The following is a 19,365-nucleotide window of genomic DNA, read 5'->3' as shown; positions in this document are numbered from 1 at the left end:
ACACGGGGCCGGCCCGGACGGAAAGTGTTACGCGACGAAGATCAGCAGCACTGCAACGACGAACGCGAGCAGGCCGAGAAGCTCGGCTGCGGCGAAGCCGATGAACATGTTGCCCTGCTGGCTCGCAGCCGCACCCGGGTTGCGCAGCGCGCCTTCGAGGAAGGCAGCGAACACGTTGCCCACGCCCAGTGCCGCCAGGCCCGCACCGATTGCCGCCAGACCTGCACCCAGGAACTTGATCGTGTCACCGTCCATTGATTCAACTCCTTTTAGAATACGAGAAACTTAAAACCTAAATTCGGGATCAATGATGGTCGTGCAGGTGCACGGCGTCATTGATGTACAGCGAAGTGAGCAGCGCGAAGACATAGGCCTGCACGCCCGCCACCAGCATTTCGAGCGCCGACACGCCAGCCATCAGCAGGAAGCTCGGCACGCCGACCAGGATGCCCAGGCCCGCGCCGGCATTGCCCGCGTTGATGATGAAGCCCGCCAGCACCTTGAGCAGGATGTGCCCCGCCGTCATCGCCACGAACAGTCGCAGCGCGAGGCTGAACGGGCGCACCATGAACGACACGAACTCGATCGGCGCCACCAGCAGCAGCACGGGGATCGGCGTGCCCTTGGGCGCGAACAGCGAGAAGAAGCGCAGGCCATGCTTGGCAAAGCCGACGACGAGCACGATCGAGAAGCTCAGGATCGCCAGCACGCCGGTGACGGTGAAGTGGCTCGTCACGGTGAACGGGTGCACGCCGACCAGCCCGAACGGCATCAGGCCGAGGACGTTGGCGAACAGGATGAACATGAACAGCGAGAAGACATAGGGGACGAACTTGCGCCCGTCCTTGCCGACATTCGCCTTGAGCAGATTGTCGATGAAGCCGGTGAAGGTCTCCACCATCATCTGCCAGCGGCCCGGCACCATCTGGCGCTTCAGCCCGCCGAGCATGAACACCCACAGCACTACGGCTGCAACGCACATCCACAGCGCCGAGTTGGTGAAAGCGATCTGATGGCCGGCGATGGAAAAGCCGTCCCAGATCGTCTGCACCTCGAACTGGTGCATGGGGTCGATCTTGCCTGATTGCGCCGCCACGATAGTTCCCTGGGCCCCGTATTAGCCAAAGCGCCCGAAGATCACTCCGAGCGCTGGTTTGAAATCCGTATGATGTTCCTGAACGCACTCGCAATTCCGAGGAAAAGGAGCCCGAGCAGGAGCCAAGGGGTGGTACCAAACAACCGATCGAGCACCCACCCGATCAGCGCACCACCGATCATTCCACCGATCAGTTCGGCCAGCACGCGATTCCCGGTGCGATACTGGGTATCGCCCTCGGGCATTGCGGCGCCGGTCCTGATCGCCTCTTGCGATTTTGCCCGTTTCAGCCGCTCGTCGAGCGAGCTGATCCGCACATCCTCTCGGAGGGGTTCCAGTCCGGGCTCGTTTTCGGCCATACGCTCCTCCCAAACGCCGTCACCGGCAGGGCCTAGCATCTGTGCCTAAGGGCGAGCCCGCCAAGGCAGGGGCCGTTTAGGAAGGGGGGACGCCCGAGTCAACCTTTGCAACAATTCCCTTTCGCGCCCGCATGACGCGGGCCGAATCGCTGCTATAGTCGCGGCCATGCTGACCGACCCCGACAATGCCGGACACCGCGCGCGGCTGCGCCAGAGGCTATTCGACGGGGGCCCCGATGCATTGCTCGACCACGAACTGATCGAATACCTGCTCGCGCTCGCGATTCCCCGCCGCGACACCAAGCCGCTGGCCAAGGCGCTATTGCAGGAATTCGGCGGGATCGCCGGGCTGCTCACCGCCGACGCCGCCGCGCTGGCGCGAATACCGGGCATGGGCGAGACCAGCGCCGCCGCACTCAAGACCGCCCACGCCGCCGCGCTCCGCCTGCTCCGCGCGCAGGTGGCCGAGCGCCCCGTACTGGCCAACTGGCAGGCGCTGCTCGATTATCTGCGCGCCGACATGGCGCACCACGCGATCGAACGCTTCCGCGTCCTCCACCTCAATTCGCGCAACATGCTGATTCGCGACGAGCTGATGAGCGAGGGGTCGATCGACCAGGCGGCGGTCTATGTCCGCGAAGTCATCCGCCGCGCGATCGACCTGGGCTCCGCCGCGCTGATCCTGGTCCACAACCACCCCTCGGGCGACCCCGCCCCCAGCCGCGCCGACATCGACATCACCCGCAGCATCGCCGAGGCCGGCCGGCGGATGGAAATCACCGTCCACGACCACATCATCGTCGGCACCGAAGGCCATAGCAGCCTGCGCGCACAGGGATTGCTGTGAAGGCGCAGGATTCGCTCGCGCGGCGCCTGCTCTGGTTCGCGGGGCTATGGCTGGCGGGCGTGCTGGTGGTCGGCGCGGCGGCGTGGGCAATACGGCTGGTGGTGTAGGGGTTGGGTGGGTGAAAGGCGTAAAATTGGCGGGAGCGGCCATCGGCATGGCGCGCGGAGAGCGCTTTCCTCGATCCTCCCCCGGAGGGGGAGGGGGACCAGCCGCAGGCTGGTGGAGGGGTAGTCTCCGCATGCTTTACCGTATGAATGAAACGCAGGACTTCGCCGGTCAGCTACGCCGGTGAAAGACCGATGGCTGGCTCCCCACGCAGGGCGTTCGGCTATTCCACCTTCCCGCGCGAATGATCGCGCCCGACCCGCAAGCCGTGACCGCCACATCCTAGTAGCCGCCCGGGGAGAATACCCCTCCACCGGCTTCGCCGGTCCCCCTCCCCCTCCGGGGGAGGAACAAGCATCGCGTTTTGCGCGCGCACGGGAGCGCTAAAGGACTTCCCCGGGCCAATCGGCGACAACCTCGAACATGATGTCGTCTGCGCAGTGCGCTGGCACAAATGCAATCGCCTCCGCCACTGCCGCCTCGGGCGTGATGGGACGCACGGAGAGATCAAGGATGAGGTCGAGGCGACCGATATAGCCTTTGGGAATTATCTGAAACCCATCGACTCCCAGCACCTGCCCGCCCGAAGCAGTACAGGACCCGATGCGCGCGATGGCGTCGCCCGCGCTCAGCATTTCAATCGACATTGGCCCCTCCCCTTCCGAGGAGAATGACGAAGGGCAAGCTTGTCGGCAACTGATGCCCCACCCCAAGCAAAACGGCCGCCGATCTTCTTTCGCCCTGACTGTTTTGCGCCCCACTCGGCCCGCGTCAGCAGGGGCCATGCCAGTACATACCCTCGCCTAATTCCGACCAGCACTCGGCGAGCATACCCAGATCGCGCTTGTCCCGCGCAAATCCATAACCCCACCCTCCGTCGAAGAATGGCTTTGTCGTAATCTCCACCGCGCGGTGGCTGACGATCACATATGCCGGCCTCAAGCGGGCGATAGCGGCTGGCCATTTCCCTTTCGGCAGCCACAACGAGCGATCGGATGGACCAAGCGGATAGGCCGCCATCAGGCGTTGGGCATCTGCCGCAATCGCCTTCAATTGCTCTCGATTATGCGTCGGGTGCGGGAACGCGCAGTATATTGCCAGCGCGATCAGGACGAAGATCGGAAGAACAACGCTCAGGCACCCTCTCACCCGCCTTCTCCCTATCCGGCGCTTATCGCGTCTCAAGCGTAGAGTGCATTCGAGTGCGACAAGAAGGCAATGGCGGTTTCATGCTCCAATGCCTCCCTATTCATGCGACGTGCTTCCCACGCAAAACGGCCGCCGGAAATTCCGGCGGCCGCTGGATACCGCGCCCTGCGTGCGGCGCGGTGGAGGGATGCTCGACCCGTGGGTTACTGCGCCTTGGGCGTCAGGAACACCGTGAGTTCTTCCTTGCTCACCGACTGGTTCTTGTCGGTGTCAGTGGCGGCAAAGGCCTGGCCGACCCAGGTCTGGGCTTCGGGCGATCCGGGGGCGAAGGCGGGTTCGGCGGCCTTGCGCAGCGTCACCATCCACATGCCGAATTCGTCCTGGTTCAGCGCGCCATTCGAATCCTTGTCGTAATTGCCGAAGTCGCGCGTCACCGCCTGGCTGACCTGGTCGACCGTCGCCGCCGGGGCTGCCGCAGGCTCGGTCGCGCTCGGCTGCACCGTATCGGCGGCGGGTGCCGTGCTTGCGGCGTCCGCCGGAGCCGCCGCGTCGGGAGTCGCGGCATCGACGGTCCCCGCACCCTGGGTGCCGGTCGCGGCTTCCGACGCGGTCGTCGGGGCGTCGGTCTGTTGCGGCGCAGTCGATTGCGGCGCGGTTTGCATAGTATCCTGCGCGGGCGCTTCCTGCGCAACAGCAGGCGCGGCGACAAGGATAGACGAGGCCAACAGCAAAGTCTTCAACATCGTACCAAACTCCTCTGTAGTTCTATGCCTATAGTGCAGCGTAATTTCGCTGGTCGTCATGCAATCTGCGGTATAAACGGGGATACTGGGCGCGTTGTTCCCGATTTCCGGCGTTGCGGCTTCGGCTCGCCTTTGCTAGGTGGCGCCTCGTCGCATTTCATTTGCCGTGTTGCCGCCGCGCCACGGCCTCCGAAAGGAAATCCATGGTTCCCCGTTATTCCCGCGCCGAGATGACGGCGATCTGGTCGCCCGAGACGCGCTTCGGCATCTGGTTCGAGATCGAGGCGCACGCGACCGAGGCACTCGCCGAGCTGGGCGTGGTGCCCAAGAGCGCCGCCGACGCGCTGTGGAAATGGTGGGCGACCAAGCCCGCGATCGACGTCGCTGCGATCGACGCGATCGAGGCCGTGACCAAGCATGACGTGATCGCCTTCCTCACCTGGGTCGCGGAAAATGTCGGCGAGGAAGCGCGCTACATGCACCAGGGCATGACCAGCTCCGACGTGCTCGACACCTGCCTTGCGGTCCAGCTGGTCCGCGCGTCGGACCTGCTGCTCAAGGACCTGGACCAGCTGCTGGCGGTGCTCAAGCGCCGCGCGCTGGAGCATAAATACACGCCCACCATCGGTCGCAGCCACGGCATCCATGCCGAGCCGACCACCTTCGGGCTCAAGCTGGCCGAGGCCTATGCCGAGTTCAGCCGCAACCGCGACCGGCTGGAGGCCGCGCGCGCCGACATCGCCACCTGCGCGATTTCGGGCGCGGTCGGCACCTTCGCCAATATCGATCCGCGCGTCGAGGCGCATGTCGCCGCCAAGCTGGGCCTGACCCCGGAGCCCGTCTCCACCCAGGTCATCCCGCGCGATCGCCATGCGATGTTCTTCGCCACGCTGGGCGTCATCGCCAGCTCGATCGAGCGCCTCGCCACCGAAGTCCGCCACCTCCAGCGCACCGAAGTGCTCGAAGCGGAGGAATATTTCGCGCCGGGGCAAAAGGGTTCGTCGGCGATGCCGCACAAGCGCAACCCGGTGCTGACCGAGAACCTGACCGGCCTGGCCCGCATGATCCGCGGCTATGTCACCCCCGCGCTCGAAAACGTCGCGCTGTGGCACGAGCGCGACATCAGCCATTCCTCGGTCGAGCGCTATATCGGGCCCGACGCCACGATCACGCTCGATTTCGCGCTGGGCCGGCTGACCGGGGTGATGGACAAGCTGCTCGTCTACCCGGAGCGGATGCAGAAGAATCTCGATCGCATGGGCGGGCTGGTCCATTCGCAGCGCGTGCTGCTGGCGCTCACCCAGGCGGGAGTCAGCCGCGAGGACGCCTATCGCCTCGTCCAGCGCAACGCGATGCAGGTGTGGGAATCCGACGGCCAGCTCTCGCTGCTCGAACTGCTCAAGGCCGATGCCGACGTCACCGCCGCGCTTTCGGTCGCGGAGATCGAGGACAAGTTCGACCTCGCCTATCACTTCGCCCAGGTCGACGCGATCTTCGAGCGCGTCTTCGCTTGACGCCATCGCGGAAGGCGCTGCGGGAGGCCACGGCGGCGGCGCATGACCGCGTCGACGCCGCCTTCGGCGCCTTCGACCTTGGCGATCGCGCAGGCTATGCGGCGTTCCTGCGCGCGCATGCCGATGCGATCGGCCCGATCGAGGCGGCGCTCGACGCGGGCGATGCCGCGCGGCTGTTTCCCGACTGGCCCGAGCGCCGCCGCGCCGGCTTGCTGGCCGAGGATCTGGCGATGCTCGGCCACCGCGCGACACCTGCGCCTGCGCCCCTGCCCCCGCTGTCCGATCCCGCCGCCATCGCCGGGACGCTCTATGTCCTCGAAGGATCGCGGCTGGGCGGACGCTTCCTCGCGCGCCAGCTTCCCGCCGATTTTCCCCGCGCCTATCTTAACGCAGATCAGCGCGCCGAGAAATGGACGCAATTACTGGAGCATATCGAAAAACTCCTGCAAGATGCGTCGGCGCTCGAGGCGGCACGATTCGCCGCGCTTGCGGCGTTCTCGCGTTTCGAGCGTTCTGCGCAGGAGTGGCGGGCGAAAGGGTAAGTTTGGCGCATTCCGATCAGTTCGAGGTTGACCTCACCAATTGCGATCGCGAGCCGATCCACGCATTGGGGGCGATCCAGCCCTTCGGCTTCCTCCTGGCCCTGTCCACCGACTGGCTGGTGCGCCGCGCCTCGGCCAACAGCGAAGCCTTTTGGGGCGTGGCCGCAGAGGATCTGCTCGGCACCTCGGCGATCGACATCTTCGGCGAAGATGCGGTCCACGCGCTGCGTAACCGGCTGGCGGTGCTGCGCGGGGCGGACGCGGTCGAGCGGGTGTTCGGCGTGACCGTCGCCAGCGGGCGCCGCTTCGACATCGCGATGCACATGCACGCCGACGCGGTGATCATCGAAGGCGAAGAGAGCAGCGAAGAAGCCACCGCCGATGCCGGATCGGCGATCCGCGCGATGATGGCGCGACTGGATGAGACCGCCGATGCCGTCGCCTTCTATCGCGAAGGCGCGCGCCAGGTCCGCGCATTGACCGGGTTCGACCGCGTCATGGTCTATCGCTTCGACACCGATGGCGCCGGCGTCGTGGTCGCCGAATCGGCCCGCGCCGGGATCGGCAGCTTCCTCGATCTGCGCTACCCCGCGTCGGACATTCCGCAACAGGCGCGCGCGCTGTATCTGCGCACCCCGTTCAGGATCATCGCCGATGTCGATGCCGAACCCGTGCCGATCCTGCCGCGCCGCGACGAGAACGGCGCCCCCATCGACCTGTCGCTGTCGGTGCTGCGCTCGGTCTCGCCCATCCATATCGAATATCTGAAGAACATGGGCGTCGGCGCCTCGCTGTCGATCTCGATCATCGTCGAGGGCAAGCTGTGGGGCCTGTTCGCGTGCCACCATTACGGCCCGCGCCGCCCCAGTTTCGAGCGGCGCTCGATCGCCGAGCTGTTCGGCCAGATGTTCGCGCTTAAGCTGGAAAGCCGCGAGCGCAAGGAACTGTCCGCCTATGAAACCGCCGCCCGGGCGAACAGCGACCGGCTGCTCGCGGCGGTAGCGGGCGATGCGACGTTGCTCGACAACCCCGAATGGCTGGGCGCGATGCTGCGCGAGACGGTGCGGTGCGACGGCATCGCGATCTGGATCGACGGCAAATGCGCGCACAGCGGCATGACTCCGCCCGACAGCGCGCTGCCCGGCATCGTCCGCCGGCTCAACGCGATGGCGGCGGGACGGATCTATGCCACCGATCGGCTGGCGGAAGCGCTGTCGTCGGCGGAGGACTATGCCGATATCGCCGCCGGGCTGCTCGCCATCCCGATCTCGCGCTCGCCGCGCGACTATGTGCTGCTGTTCCGCCAGGAAAAGATCCGCACGGTCAAATGGGCGGGCGATCCCAACAAGCCCGCCGAATACGGCCCCAACGGCCCCCGCCTCTCGCCGCGCCAGAGCTTCGCGCTGTGGACCCAGGAAGTGCGCGGCCGCTCCGATCCCTTCACCCCCGCCGAAGTGCGCGTGGCGGAGATGCTGCGCGCGTCGCTGATCGAAGTCGTGCTGCGCCTGTCCGACGATGCGCAGGAGGAACGGCGGCGCTTTTCCGAGCGGCAGGAACTGCTGATCGCCGAGCTGAACCACCGCGTCCGCAACATCCTCAGCCTCATTCGCGGGCTGGTGCGCCAGTCGCTCGACCCCGATGCCGATGCGCGCAGCACGATCGCGCTGCTCGAAGGGCGGATCGAAAGCCTGGCGCGCGCGCACGACCAGATCACGCAGGACAATTGGAGCGCCGCCCCGCTCGGCCGCCTGATCGAGACCGAAGCCGCCGCCTATCTGGGCGGCAAGAGCGAGCGGCTGCACTGTTCGGGCACCCCGGTGCTGCTGCACCCCGCCGCCTTTTCCACGCTGGCGCTGGTGTTCCACGAACTGATGACCAACTCGGCCAAATATGGCGCGCTGTCCGACAACGGCGGCGTGGTGATCGGCTGGCATCTGAATGCAGAGGGCGACCTCAACATCGAATGGCGCGAGCGTGGCGGGCCTGCGGTCCAGGCGCCCCGCCGCCAGGGCTTCGGCACCACGATCATCCAGCGATCGATTCCCTATGACCTCGGCGGGCGCGCGACGGTGCGCTATGCGCTGGGCGGCGTGGAGGCCGATTTCTGCGTCCCCGCGCGCCATGTCGTGCCCGACACGCGCACCCGCGTGCCCGCGCCGGTCGCCCCCGGCCCCGAAACGGCGCTGACCGGGCCGGTGCTGTCGGGCACCGTGCTGCTGGTCGAAGACAGCCTCATCATCGCGATGGATGCGGAGGATATCCTGTCCCAGCTCGGCGCAGACCGCGTCGTCACGGCGGGAAGCACGCGGCAGGCGCTCGACGAACTGGGCCGCGATTCCTTCACGATCGCGGTGCTCGACGTCAATCTGGGGTCGGAAACCAGCCTGCCGATCGCCGATCGCCTGCGCGCCGACGGCATCCCCTACGTCTTCGCCACCGGCTATGGCGAACAGCTTCGCCTGCCCGACGACCATGTCGGGGTCCAGGTGATCCAGAAGCCCTATACCCTCGCCAGCCTGGGCAGCGCGCTGGAGCGGCTCGTCCGGGGCTGAGCGCGCATTTTCCTACAGGGGGAAACGCGGCTATACCCATGCCCCGCAGCATCGCGGGGGCGGCGGCATGGCAATCGGGGCTTCGGTCGGCAAGGGCGCGACCAACGAACTGGCGGACGTGCTGGTCGTCCAGCATCTGCTGAACACCTGGCTGGGCGCGACCGGGCAGGCACTGCTGCCCCCGACCGGCACCTGCGGGCCCCAGACCATCGCCGCGATCCAGTCCTTCCAGGCGCGGGTGCTCGGCGCTCCGGCCCCCGATGGCCGCATCGATCCGGGCGGCCGCACGTGGAATGCGCTTACCACCGCCGCCGCGCCACCGCCGCGCAGCGGGGCCGCATGGTGGGATGCCAACCAGGCCAAATACCCCAACAGCGCGGCGCTGGCCGATCTGATCCCGCCCTTTCGCGAAAACGCGACGGCCTTCGTCAAGGCGCTGCGCGACGCGGGCGCCAGCGTCACCATTTCCGCCACGCGGCGCAACCGGACGCGGGCCCAGCTGATGCACTATAGCTGGCGCGTCGCGAACGGCAGCCTCGCGCCGCGCGACGTTCCGGCCCTTCCCGGCTGCCCGATCCTATGGGACCACGGCACCGCCGCCGCTTCGCGCAAGGGCGCGCAGGAAATGGTCGATCGCTTCGCCATCGCGTTCCAGCCCTCGCTCACGTCGCGCCATATCGAAGGGCGCGCGATCGACATGACGATCGGCTGGACCGGCACGATCCAGCCCCGCGACAAGGCCGGCACCCCCCGCCCGCTGGGCACCCCCCGCTCGGGCGAAACCAACACGGACCTGCACAGGATCGGCGCCAGCTACGGCGTGATCAAACTACGCAGCGACCCGCCGCACTGGAGCGACGACGGGCATTGAGGGGGGGGCTGGGATTGTTAATTAGCCGCCGCCGCCAGGTTGCAAAGTGCTTTCGTTAATCCTCCCCCGGAGGGGGAGGGGGACCAGCCGAAGGCTGGTGGAGGGGTAGTCTCCACATGCTCCACGGCCCGAAGAAAACGCGGGATTTTGCCCGGCATCTGCGCCAGCGAATGACCTTGCCCGAAGTTCTCCTGTGGCAGGCGCTTCGAACCCGCCCTGCAGGCTTGCGCTTCCGCCGTCAGCATCCGGCAGGCATCTATGTCCTCGATTTCTTCTGTCCGGCGGTCAAACTTGCTGTCGAAGTCGATGGTGAGGCGCACGCGCGCGGCGATCGGCCAGAGCGAGACGCGGTCCGCGATGGCTGGCTTCGCAGGCAGGGCGTTCGGGTCCTCCGAATTCCCGCGCGGATAATCCTGTCCGACTTGGAAGCCGCGATCCGCCACATCGTCTTTATCGCTCGCGGAGAATACCCCTCCACCGGCTTCGCCGGTCCCCCTCCCCCTCCGGGGGAGGAATGAGTACAGCTTCCAGAGTCCGCAACGCGGCGCAATCGGTCAATCGGCTTTGCCCGCACCCATCGTGTAAAGTGCGGCCCGTCCAACCGCCTCGGCGAGAAACATCCCGATTGCAGCGGCGCGCTCGCCAAGGGCCCAAAGCAACAGCGCGATGACCGCGCCAACGATCAAGCAGGATGCGGCTGGGCCCGGCAGTGTTATACGGTGACAGTGCATCAGTCGTTCAACGCCTGCAATGGGCCCACACTCCCCGCGCTCAAGGGCCGTTTCACACCCCGCGGTTTCCCCAAAGGGGTTGTGACGCACCACCCCCGGCCCCTAGGGTGCCCCCACACAACCGGGGATAGTATTTGGAAGCCGTATCGATCAGCCTTTTCCTGCTGCTGGCCGTCGTCGTCAGCGGCGCCGTCGCGCGGATGTTGCCGGTGTCGATCCCGACGCCGCTGGTCCAGATCGCGCTGGGCGCGGTCATCGGGCTATCGACGTCGTACCGTGTCGTACTCGATCCCGAACTCTTCCTGTTCCTGTTCCTGCCGCCGCTGCTGTTCCTCGACGGGTGGCGCATCCCCAAGGACGAGCTGCTCAAGGATTTGCCCGCCGTGGTCGAGCTGGCGCTGGGGCTGGTGCTGCTCACCGTGGTCGGCATGGGATTCTTCATCCACTGGATGATCCCCGCCATGCCGCTCGCGGTCGCCTTTGCGCTGGCCGCCGTCGTCTCGCCGACCGATCCGATCGCGGTGTCCGCCATCGCGGCGCGCGTGCCGATCCCCAAGCGGATGATGCACATCCTGGAGGGCGAATCGCTGCTCAACGATGCGTCGGGGCTGGTCTGCCTGCGCTTCGCCATCGCCGCCGCGCTCACCGGCACCTTTTCCGCCAGCGGCGCCGCGCTCAATTTCCTGTGGGTCGCCGGCGCGGGGCTCGCGACCGGCGTGTTCGTCACGCTCGTCGTCACCCGCGCCAAGGCGTGGGTCACCCGCCGCTGGGGCGAGGAGACGGGCTCGCAGATCCTGGTCAGCCTGTTGATCCCGTTCGGCTCGTATCTGCTGGCCGAACATTTCCACGCATCGGGCATCCTTGCCGCCGTCGCCGCCGGGGTCACCATGACCTATGCCGAAATCTCGCGCCAGGCGATGGCGGTCACGCGGATGCGCCGCAATTCGGTGTGGGATACGGTGCAGTTCGCGCTCAACGGCATCATCTTCGTGCTGCTCGGCGAACAGCTGCCCGCGATCCTCGCCGGCGCGCAAAAGACGGTGGCGGCGACGGGCCATACCTCGCCCTGGTGGCTGGGGGCCTATGTCCTCGCGATCGTCGCGGGGCTGGCGCTGCTGCGGTTCGTCTGGGTGTGGGCGTCGCTGCGCCTCACCATCCTGCGCACGCGCGGCGCCGCCGATGGCCTGCGCAATCCCGGCTGGCGGCTGGTGGCGGCGATGTCGTTCGCGGGGGTGCGCGGCGCGATCACGCTGGCGGGCGTCGTCACGCTGCCGCTGGCGATGGATGACGGCACGCCCTTTCCCGCGCGCGACCTGGCGATCTTCCTCGCCGCCGGAGTCATCATCGTGTCGCTGCTGCTGGCCAGCGTCGCGCTGCCGGTGCTGCTCAAGGGGCTGACGATGCCCCCCGAACCCTCGAAGCTCGCAGAGGAGAACGCCGCCCGCATCGCCACCGCCGAGGCCGCGATCCGCGCGATCGAGCGGCACCAGCACGCGCTGGCCGAGAATCACGACGACCCCGATCTCTATGCCGCCGCCGGCGCGCGCGTGATGGACACCTATCGCGAGCGGATCGAGGGGCTGGCGGGCGACACGCCCAATCTGGCGCGCGCCCATGACAAACTCACCGCCGAATTCCGCCTGATCGGCGTCCGCGCCGAACGCGCCCGGCTGGTCGATCTGGCCCGCGATCGCCGGATCGGCAGCGAGACGGGACGCAAGCTGCTGCGCGAACTCGACCTGTCGGAGGCGCGGCACAGCGGGTAGGCCGCCGCCTGTTCAGACCAAGGTTCATTGGCATGAACCCATGCACCGCCCGCCCCGCCTCCCCACCCGACCACCATAGCCTGATGGTATCCTTGGTGGTCGGGTGGGGAGGCGGGGCGGGCGGTCTGCGTCGCGGGCACCGCGACTTGGCATCAATCCTTCGGAAAGCGCCCGATGATCGCGCGGCCCACCAGGTCGGGCAGCGCGACGGTCTTCTCGCCGTCGCCGCCATAGGTGGCGCCATAAATATAGTGGAGCAGGTTCTGGTCGCGCACCGGCAGCACCCGGCCGTCGCATTCCATCCATCCGTCGGGGATGGTGTGCCCGGCAAAGGCGATCACTTCGCCGAACACACGCTCGTCCTCATAGAAATAGCCCGAATCGCGGGTGCCGAAGATGCCGTTGATCGCCAGCATATAGTGCATCCCCACGCCCGGAATCGGCCCGTCGACGCGTTGCCCCGCCGTCACCACGCGGTCGCCGCGCGTGCCCACGCCGATCGGCGCGGCACCGCTCAGGTTCGGCAGCGCGAACTTCCGCACGCCGTCGCCACCATATTGGTTGCCGATCACGCTGTACAATTGCTCGTGCCCTCCGATGTCGAGCAGCCGCCCGTCGCACGTCATCCAGCCTTCGGGCACATAGCGCCCGGCAAACGCCATCACCGCGCCCAGCATCGGCGCGCCATAGGCTATGTAGGCACGCGACGCGATCAGATAGCGTACTGGCGCGGCCTCCGCCGGCAGCGCCGCAGGATCGCCGCCCCTGCCCACCAGCACCTTGCCGCGAAAATCGGGTAACTGGAACAGCGGCTTGGTCCAGTCGTCGTCGCGCGGGCCGATCACAGCGTACAGCGCCTGATTACGCTCCACCTTTAGCACCGGCCCGTCGATCGGCGTTTCAAAGATCGAATGGAGCCCCGAATAATGGTGGATCAGCCCCAGGACATAGTTGGCACGCTGCCGGTCGTCGCCGTCATCGTCCCCATGCGGCGGAAACGCCCCTACGGTCTGCATGATATGCACCAGCGGCACGGTATCCATCGTCGCCTCCCTCGCCCGCGCCCCGGATCTTCGGAGCCGAATCACAGGGTCGCAAAGCTAGAGCGACCGGGAAGCCTTTGGAAACACCCGCTGTGTCGAATATCGACATACCGTGGCTTTGAACCCCGTCGCCGGGTGGGCGCGGCGGGGGCGAACGGTTGCCGGCGCGCGATGACGCGCGCCGGCCCGGGTGTTCAGCCCAGCGCCGCCTTCAGCTTCGCGAAAAAGCCGGTGGATTCGGGGCATTCCTCGCCCGTTTCGGTCGCGCGGAATTCTTCGAGCAGTTCGCGTTGGCGCGCGGTCAGCTTGGTCGGCATCTCGACGTCGAGCTGCACCACCATGTCGCCGCGCCCGCGCCCCTGGAGCACGGGCATGCCCGCGCCGCGATGGCGGATCTCGCGGCCGCTCTGGGTGCCCGGCGCGATCTTGATGACATGCTGCTCGCCGTCCAGCCCGGGGATGGTGATGTCCCCGCCCAGCGCGGCAGTGGTGAAGCTGATCGGGGCATGGGCGAACAGCGTCGTCCCCTGCCGCTCGAACAGCGCGTGCTTTTTCACATGGAGGAAGATGTACAGGTCGCCCGCCGGCGCCCCGCGCGCGCCCGCCTCGCCTTCGCCGGTCAGGCGGATGCGCGTGCCCTCGTCCACGCCGGGGGGCACGTTGATCTTGAGCGTCTTGGTCTTGTCGGTGCGCCCCTCGCCGCGACAGTCGCGGCACGGATCGGCGATCACCTGGCCCGCGCCGTGGCAGATCGGGCAGGTCCGCTCGACCATGAAGAAGCCCTGCTGCGCGCGCACCTTGCCATGGCCGTGGCAGTGCTGGCACGTCTTGGCCTGGGTGCCGGGCTTGGCGCCGGTGCCGTCGCACGTGTCGCACACGCCGGACACGTCGACCGTGATCTCGGTCGCCTTGCCGTCGAATGCTTCCTCGAGCGTGATTTCCATGTCGTAGCGCAGGTCGGCGCCGCGCGGATTGGCCCGGCCGCCGCCGCGCCCGCCCATGAACTCGCCGAACACGCTTTCGAAAATGTCGCTGAACGCGCCGAAATCCTGCGCGCCGCCGCCCTGGCCGCCGCCCATGCCGCCATTGCGGAACGCCGCATGGCCGAACCGGTCATAGGCCGCGCGCTTCTGCGGGTCCTTCAGGCAGTCATAGGCTTCGCTGATGGCCTTGAACTTGGCTTCGCTGTCCTTGCACCCGGCATTCTTGTCGGGGTGATAGCGCATCGCGAGCTTGCGGTATGCGGACTTGAGCGTCGCATCGTCGGCGGTCCGCTCGCATTCCAGCAGCTCGTAATAGTCGATTTCGGTGGTCATCTAGTCAGGCCCCCGCCTCTCGCCGTCACCCCGGCGAAAGCCGGGGCCTCAGGCCGCCTCTGGTGCGGCCCGAGATACCGGCGTGCGCCGGCATGACGGAGAAGGCTCATCCAGTTACGCCTTGTTGTTCTCGTCCACTTCGGAGAACTCGGCATCCACCACGTCCTCGGCACCCGCTTCGGGGCCGGCCGCGGCGCCCGACTGGGGCGAGGCATTCTCGGCGGTCTGCTTCTCGTAGATCGCCTGGCCCAGCTTCATCGCGACCTGCGCCAGTTCCTGGCTCTTGGCCGCCATCGCATCGGCGTCGCCGCTCTCGACCGCTGCCTTGGCCGCATCGACCGCCGCCTGGATTTCGGCCTTGAGGCTCTCGTCGACCTTGTCGCCGTTTTCGGCAAGCTGGCGCTCGGTCGTGTGGATCAGGCTCTCGGCGTTGTTCTTCGCCTCGGCCGCCGCACGGCGCTTCTTGTCGTCCTCGGCGAACTGCTCGGCGTCGCGGACCATCTGGTCGATGTCCGCGTCGCTCAGGCCGCCCGATGCCTGGATGCGGATCTGCTGTTCCTTGCCGGTGCCCTTGTCGCGCGCCGAGACGTTGACGATGCCGTTGGCGTCGATGTCGAACGTGACTTCGATCTGCGGCACGCCGCGCGGCGCCGGCGGAATGCCGACCAGGTCGAACTGGCCCAGCATCTTGTTGTCCGCCGCCATTTCGCGCTCGCCCTGGAACACGCGGATGGTGACAGCCTGCTGGTTGTCGTCCGCCGTGGAGTAGGTCTGCGACTTCTTGGTCGGGATCGTCGTGTTGCGGTCGATCATCCGGGTGAACACGCCACCCAGCGTCTCGATGCCCAGCGACAGCGGCGTCACGTCGAGCAGCAGCACGTCCTTGACGTCGCCCTGCAGCACGCCCGCCTGGATCGCCGCGCCGATGGCGACGACTTCATCCGGGTTGACGCCGGTGTGCGGCTCCTTGCCGAAGAAGTCCTTCACGACCTGGCGCACGCGCGGCATGCGGGTCATGCCGCCGACCAGCACGACTTCGTCGATCGCGCTCGCCTTGACGCCGGCATCGGCCAGCGCCTTGCGGCACGGCTCCAGCGTGCGCTGGACCAGGTCCTCGACCAGCCGCTCCAGCTCGGCGCGGTTGATCGTCTTCACCAGGTGCTTCGGCCCATTGGCGTCGGCGGTGATGAAGGGCAGGTTGACTTCGGTCTGCTGCGCGCTGGACAGTTCGATCTTGGCCTTTTCGGCGGCTTCCTTCAGCCGCTGGAGCGCCAGCTTGTCCTTGGTCAGGTCGATGCCCTCGGCCTTGCGGAAATCTTCCGCCAGGAACTGGACCAGCTTGGAGTCGAAATCCTCGCCGCCCAGGAAGGTGTCGCCGTTGGTCGCCTTCACTTCGAACACGCCGTCGCCGATTTCCAGCACCGACACGTCGAACGTGCCGCCGCCAAGGTCATAGACCGCGATCGTCTTGCCGTCGTTCTTTTCCAGGCCATAGGCAAGCGCTGCCGCCGTCGGCTCGTTGATGATGCGCAGCACTTCCAGACCCGCAATCTTGCCGGCGTCCTTGGTCGCCTGGCGCTGCGCGTCGTTGAAGTATGCGGGAACCGTGATGACGGCCTGCGAAACGCTCTCGCCCAGATAGGCCTCGGCGGTTTCCTTCATCTTCTGCAGGATGAACGCGCTGATCTGGCTCGGCGAATATTCCTCGCCGCCGGCGCTGACCCATGCGTCGCCGTTCGAGCCGCGCACGATCGAATAGGGAACCAGCTCGGTGTCCTTCTTCGTCACGGGGTCGTCGAACCGGCGGCCGATCAGGCGCTTCACGGCGAAGATGGTGTTGTCGCCGTTGGTCACGGCCTGGCGCTTGGCCGGCTGGCCGATCAGCCGCTCGCCGTCCTTGGCGAAGGCGACGATCGACGGCGTGGTGCGCGCGCCTTCTGCATTCTCAATTACCTTGGGCTTGCCGCCCTCCATCACTGCAACGCAGCTGTTGGTCGTACCCAGGTCGATACCGATAACTTTTGCCATGGTCCCTCGTTGGCCCCCAAAGTTCAAAATCAAAGACTTGCCCCCCGAGCCCCTGCAATTAGGCGACCCGATGCGGCGATGTGAGTGCGGATATAGGTGCGGTTCCGCTTGCCGCAAGAACCCTGCGATTCTAGGGTGCTTCCCAGATTGGGAGCAAGACAGATGCGTGGATTTCCGGGGATCGTTGCGGCAGCGTTACTGGTGGCCGGATGCCAGCAGCCCGCTGAACTCAAGGCGGAAAAGGCGTGGGTGCGCCTGCCCGCCGTCGCCGGCAACCCCGGCGCGGCCTATTTCACGCTGTCCGGCGGGGACAAGCCCGACACGCTGCTCAGCGTCTCGACGCCCGCCGCGCTCAAGGTCGAGCTGCACGAAAGCATGAAGGGCGAAGGCGGCATGATGGCGATGCGCCCGCTCAAGGATGTCGCGGTCCCCGCGCGCGGCACGATCGCGTTCGAACCCGGCGGTCGCCACGTGATGCTGTTCGGCGTCGGCCCGAATGTGAAGGTGGGGGACAAGCTGCCGCTGTCGCTGGCCTTTGCCGGCGGCAAGACGCTCACCGTGCAGGCCGACGTGGTCGGCGCGGGCGATCCGGCGCCTGGGCACGAAGGGCATTGATCGCGCGGCATTAACCACCCGCACCGCGCTTCTGGGCCCGTCCGGCACCCTCCGGAAAATCCCCTAGACTCGGGGGCTGGGCCCGCCGCGCCTCTATAACACCTGCAGATAAGGGATCGCAGGAGTTATAACTGGTGGCATTTTTGGCGCGGATGAAAATCGGAACGCGCGTCCTGGTAATCGGGGCGGCGTCGCTGATCGGGCTCATATTGGTGCTCGGCCTCTCTATTCAGCGCCTCGACAGCGCGCTGGAAGAAGGGTTCAACAACCGCACCAAGCAGACGCTAGACGTCGCCTATAGCCAGTTCGACCGTTTCTATGCCGAGGAACAGGCTGGCCGCATGACGCGCGCCCAGGCGCAGCAAGCCGCGCAGGACGCGATCCGCGCGATGCGCTTCGGCAAGGGCGGCAAGGACTATTTCTTCATCCTCGACACCAACCACCAGATGCTGATGCACCCGGTCAAGCCGGAGTTGCAGAGCACCAACGTGGCCGACAAGCCCGACGCCAGCGGCAAGTTCCATTATCGCGAGATGGTGGAAAAGGTGAAGGCGACGGGCGAGGGCTTCGTCCAGTATGACTACAAGATGCCCGACGGTTCGGGCAACAAGCCCAAGCTCTCCTATGTCCGTGGCTTCAAGCCCTGGGGCTGGCTGGTGGTCACCGGCGTGTTCAACGAGGAAATCCGCGCGACCGTCAGCGCCGCCGCATGGCGCCTCGGTTCGGTCGTGTTCTTCGTCCTCGTCGCGCTGGTCGGCGTCATCGTCTTCATCAGCCGCTCGATCACCGGCCCGCTCGCCAAGATCACGGCACGGATGCGCGATCTGGCGCAGGGCAATACCGGCGAAGACATTCCCGGCATCGAGCGCCGCGACGAAATCGGCGACATGGCTGCCGCGCTCCAGGTGTTCCGTGAAAACGCCGTCGCCAAGGCCGAGGCCGAATTCGCCAAGGCGCAGTCCGACGCCGACCAGAAGGCGATCGTCACGGTCCTGTCCGAAAAGCTCAAGGCGCTGTCCGAAGGCGATCTGACTGCCTCGATCCCCGGCAACGTCCCCGCCGCCTATCGTTCGCTCGCCGACAACTTCAACACCGCGCTGGTCAACCTGCGCGACCTGATCGCCGCACTGGCCGAAGCGACGCAGAGCATCGAGACCGGCTCCAGCGAAATCGCCGCCGCCTCGGACGATCTGGCCCGCCGCACCGAAAGCAACGCCGCCAGCCTCGAACAGACCTCTGCTGCGCTGTCGCAGATGAACGCCCGGCTCAAGTCGAGCGCCGACGCCGCCGACCGCACCGTGGGCTGCGCCCAGGACGCGATCGGAATCGTCGAATCGGGCCGCGCGACGGCAGAGCAGGCAACTTCGGCGATGGACCGTGTGGCCAACAGCTCCAAGGGAATCGACAGCGTGATCGAGGGCCTCGACAAGATCGCCTTCCAGACCCGCGTTCTCGCCATGAACGCCGCCGTCGAGGCGGGCCGAGCAGGCGAAGCGGGCCGGGGCTTCGCAGTCGTCGCCGACCTCGTCTCGGCGCTCGCGATGCGCTCTGAAGAGGAATCGAAGCGCGCTCGCGACCAGCTCACCGCCACCCAGGCCGATATCGTCGTCGCCGTCAGCGCCGTAAAGAAGGTCGATGAATCGCTCGCCGAAATCACCGGCAGCGTGGGTCAGGTCCACCAGTTCGTCGAAACCATGGCCAGCGACAACCGCGCCCAGTCGTCGACGATCGGAGAGATCGCAACGGCAGTCAACGTGATGGACCAGTCGACGCAGCAGAACGCCGCGATGGTCGAGGAAACCTCGGCGGCCGCGCGCAACCTGAACGGCGAAGTCGCCACGCTGTCGACTCAGGCCGCGCGGTTCAAGGTCGGCAACGACGCAACGCGCCGCGCCGCCAGCCGCGCGACCGCGCCCGCCTACACCCCTGCCCCCGCCGCGAGCAGCCAGCCGCGCGTCACTGCCGTCCCGGCAGCGGCGATGGCAAACGGCTCGGGCGACGACTGGGCCAGCTTCTGATCCCCGCCTGCGGGCGCCGCCCCCACGGCGCCCGCATTGTTTGAACGACCAAGACTGCAAGCCGGGCCGC

At 66.9% G+C, this 19,365-nt stretch carries 19 protein-coding genes; 10 read left to right on the top strand and 9 right to left on the bottom strand.

From position 1 onward, the window contains the following. Positions 1 to 27: 27 nt before the first annotated feature. From ACG3SL_RS02375 to ACG3SL_RS02365, 3 genes are all read right to left on the bottom strand, one after another. On the bottom strand, positions 28 to 255 hold the full coding sequence (locus ACG3SL_RS02375) for a F0F1 ATP synthase subunit C (protein ID WP_448663538.1): 228 nt from the start codon (positions 253 to 255) through the stop codon (positions 28 to 30). Positions 256 to 304: 49 nt separating this feature from the next. Further along, positions 305 to 1,066 (bottom strand): F0F1 ATP synthase subunit A, encoded by a 762-nt coding sequence (locus ACG3SL_RS02370; protein ID WP_448665225.1) that lies wholly within the window; start codon positions 1,064 to 1,066, stop codon positions 305 to 307. Positions 1,067 to 1,137: 71 nt separating this feature from the next. Continuing rightward, positions 1,138 to 1,455 (bottom strand): AtpZ/AtpI family protein, encoded by a 318-nt coding sequence (locus ACG3SL_RS02365; RefSeq protein ID WP_448663537.1) that lies wholly within the window; start codon positions 1,453 to 1,455, stop codon positions 1,138 to 1,140. A gap of 166 nt (positions 1,456 to 1,621) precedes the next feature. Here ACG3SL_RS02365 and radC point away from each other — a divergent pair, with 166 nt between their 5' ends. Both radC and ACG3SL_RS02355 read left to right on the top strand, forming a co-directional pair. Further along, entirely contained in the window at positions 1,622 to 2,302 is a 681-nt protein-coding gene (gene radC, locus ACG3SL_RS02360; protein ID WP_448663536.1) for a RadC family protein, read from the top strand. After that, positions 2,299 to 2,409: a DUF2474 domain-containing protein gene (locus ACG3SL_RS02355; protein WP_448663535.1), complete on the top strand. Its 111-nt coding sequence runs from the start codon at positions 2,299 to 2,301 to the stop codon at positions 2,407 to 2,409. Before radC ends, ACG3SL_RS02355 begins: the two co-directional genes overlap by 4 nt. Positions 2,410 to 2,790: 381 nt before the next feature. Here the strand turns inward: ACG3SL_RS02355 and ACG3SL_RS02350 are convergent, their stop codons facing one another. From ACG3SL_RS02350 to ACG3SL_RS02340, 3 genes are all read right to left on the bottom strand, one after another. After that, positions 2,791 to 3,054, bottom strand: coding sequence for a hypothetical protein (locus ACG3SL_RS02350; protein WP_448663534.1), 264 nt, complete (start codon positions 3,052 to 3,054; stop codon positions 2,791 to 2,793). Positions 3,055 to 3,178: 124 nt separating this feature from the next. Further along, positions 3,179 to 3,460, bottom strand: a complete 282-nt coding sequence (locus ACG3SL_RS02345; protein ID WP_448663533.1) for a hypothetical protein — start codon at positions 3,458 to 3,460, stop codon at positions 3,179 to 3,181. A gap of 299 nt (positions 3,461 to 3,759) precedes the next feature. Next, positions 3,760 to 4,299, bottom strand: a complete 540-nt coding sequence (locus ACG3SL_RS02340) for a hypothetical protein (protein WP_448663532.1) — start codon at positions 4,297 to 4,299, stop codon at positions 3,760 to 3,762. A 203-nt stretch (positions 4,300 to 4,502) separates the two neighbouring features. On the opposite strand from ACG3SL_RS02340, the gene purB reads away from it, so the two are divergent. The 6 genes from purB (at position 4,503) to ACG3SL_RS02310 (ending at position 12,275) form a co-directional block, all read left to right on the top strand. Then, the gene (gene purB, locus ACG3SL_RS02335; RefSeq protein ID WP_448663531.1) at positions 4,503 to 5,813 is read left to right on the top strand and encodes an adenylosuccinate lyase; all 1,311 of its coding nucleotides are present in this window, start codon (positions 4,503 to 4,505) and stop codon (positions 5,811 to 5,813) included. Further along, entirely contained in the window at positions 5,810 to 6,355 is a 546-nt protein-coding gene (locus tag ACG3SL_RS02330) for a biliverdin-producing heme oxygenase (protein ID WP_448663530.1), read from the top strand. Before purB ends, ACG3SL_RS02330 begins: the two co-directional genes overlap by 4 nt. A 2-nt stretch (positions 6,356 to 6,357) precedes the next feature. Then, the gene (locus ACG3SL_RS02325; protein ID WP_448663529.1) at positions 6,358 to 8,907 is read left to right on the top strand and encodes an HWE histidine kinase domain-containing protein; all 2,550 of its coding nucleotides are present in this window, start codon (positions 6,358 to 6,360) and stop codon (positions 8,905 to 8,907) included. 67 nt (positions 8,908 to 8,974) lie between these two features. Continuing rightward, positions 8,975 to 9,778, top strand: a complete 804-nt coding sequence (locus ACG3SL_RS02320) for a peptidoglycan-binding domain-containing protein (protein ID WP_448663528.1) — start codon at positions 8,975 to 8,977, stop codon at positions 9,776 to 9,778. A gap of 116 nt (positions 9,779 to 9,894) precedes the next feature. After that, positions 9,895 to 10,296, top strand: coding sequence for an endonuclease domain-containing protein (locus ACG3SL_RS02315; protein WP_448663527.1), 402 nt, complete (start codon positions 9,895 to 9,897; stop codon positions 10,294 to 10,296). Positions 10,297 to 10,643: 347 nt separating this feature from the next. Continuing rightward, on the top strand, positions 10,644 to 12,275 hold the full coding sequence (locus ACG3SL_RS02310) for a Na+/H+ antiporter (RefSeq protein ID WP_448663526.1): 1,632 nt from the start codon (positions 10,644 to 10,646) through the stop codon (positions 12,273 to 12,275). A 152-nt stretch (positions 12,276 to 12,427) separates the two neighbouring features. On the opposite strand, the gene ACG3SL_RS02305 is transcribed toward ACG3SL_RS02310, so the two are convergent. The 3 genes from ACG3SL_RS02305 to dnaK form a co-directional block, all read right to left on the bottom strand. Next, positions 12,428 to 13,318, bottom strand: a complete 891-nt coding sequence (locus ACG3SL_RS02305) for a tail fiber protein (RefSeq protein WP_448663525.1) — start codon at positions 13,316 to 13,318, stop codon at positions 12,428 to 12,430. A 194-nt stretch (positions 13,319 to 13,512) separates the two neighbouring features. Continuing rightward, entirely contained in the window at positions 13,513 to 14,634 is a 1,122-nt protein-coding gene (gene dnaJ / locus ACG3SL_RS02300; RefSeq protein ID WP_448663524.1) for a molecular chaperone DnaJ, read from the bottom strand. Between the two features lie 114 nt (positions 14,635 to 14,748). Next, a complete protein-coding gene (dnaK, locus tag ACG3SL_RS02295) occupies positions 14,749 to 16,662 on the bottom strand; it encodes a molecular chaperone DnaK (protein ID WP_448663523.1) in 1,914 nt (637 codons plus the stop codon). Between the two features lie 162 nt (positions 16,663 to 16,824). On the opposite strand from dnaK, the gene ACG3SL_RS02290 reads away from it, so the two are divergent. Together ACG3SL_RS02290 and ACG3SL_RS02285 are read left to right on the top strand one after the other, a co-directional pair. After that, entirely contained in the window at positions 16,825 to 17,277 is a 453-nt protein-coding gene (locus ACG3SL_RS02290) for a copper chaperone PCu(A)C (protein ID WP_448663522.1), read from the top strand. 134 nt (positions 17,278 to 17,411) lie between these two features. Continuing rightward, positions 17,412 to 19,295: a methyl-accepting chemotaxis protein gene (locus ACG3SL_RS02285; protein WP_448663521.1), complete on the top strand. Its 1,884-nt coding sequence runs from the start codon at positions 17,412 to 17,414 to the stop codon at positions 19,293 to 19,295. Positions 19,296 to 19,365: the final 70 nt, after the last annotated feature.

The sequence above is a fragment of the Sphingomonas degradans genome (assembly GCF_053502645.1).
Note: the sequence above shows the minus strand (reverse complement) of the source record. Positions and strands in the feature narration are given on the sequence as shown.

Coding starts and splice junctions, on each gene's coding strand:
- ACG3SL_RS02290 (WP_448663522.1), top strand. CDS start 16,825: ATGCGTGGATTTCCGGGGATCGTTGCGGCAGCGTTACTGGTGGCCGGA.
- dnaJ (WP_448663524.1), bottom strand. CDS start 14,634: ATGACCACCGAAATCGACTATTACGAGCTGCTGGAATGCGAGCGGACC.
- ACG3SL_RS02350 (WP_448663534.1), bottom strand. CDS start 3,054: ATGTCGATTGAAATGCTGAGCGCGGGCGACGCCATCGCGCGCATCGGG.
- ACG3SL_RS02370 (WP_448665225.1), bottom strand. CDS start 1,066: ATGCACCAGTTCGAGGTGCAGACGATCTGGGACGGCTTTTCCATCGCC.
- ACG3SL_RS02320 (WP_448663528.1), top strand. CDS start 8,975: ATGGCAATCGGGGCTTCGGTCGGCAAGGGCGCGACCAACGAACTGGCG.
- ACG3SL_RS02365 (WP_448663537.1), bottom strand. CDS start 1,455: ATGGCCGAAAACGAGCCCGGACTGGAACCCCTCCGAGAGGATGTGCGG.
- ACG3SL_RS02315 (WP_448663527.1), top strand. CDS start 9,895: ATGCTCCACGGCCCGAAGAAAACGCGGGATTTTGCCCGGCATCTGCGC.
- dnaK (WP_448663523.1), bottom strand. CDS start 16,662: ATGGCAAAAGTTATCGGTATCGACCTGGGTACGACCAACAGCTGCGTT.
- ACG3SL_RS02305 (WP_448663525.1), bottom strand. CDS start 13,318: ATGGATACCGTGCCGCTGGTGCATATCATGCAGACCGTAGGGGCGTTT.
- radC (WP_448663536.1), top strand. CDS start 1,622: ATGCTGACCGACCCCGACAATGCCGGACACCGCGCGCGGCTGCGCCAG.
- ACG3SL_RS02375 (WP_448663538.1), bottom strand. CDS start 255: ATGGACGGTGACACGATCAAGTTCCTGGGTGCAGGTCTGGCGGCAATC.
- purB (WP_448663531.1), top strand. CDS start 4,503: ATGGTTCCCCGTTATTCCCGCGCCGAGATGACGGCGATCTGGTCGCCC.
- ACG3SL_RS02340 (WP_448663532.1), bottom strand. CDS start 4,299: ATGTTGAAGACTTTGCTGTTGGCCTCGTCTATCCTTGTCGCCGCGCCT.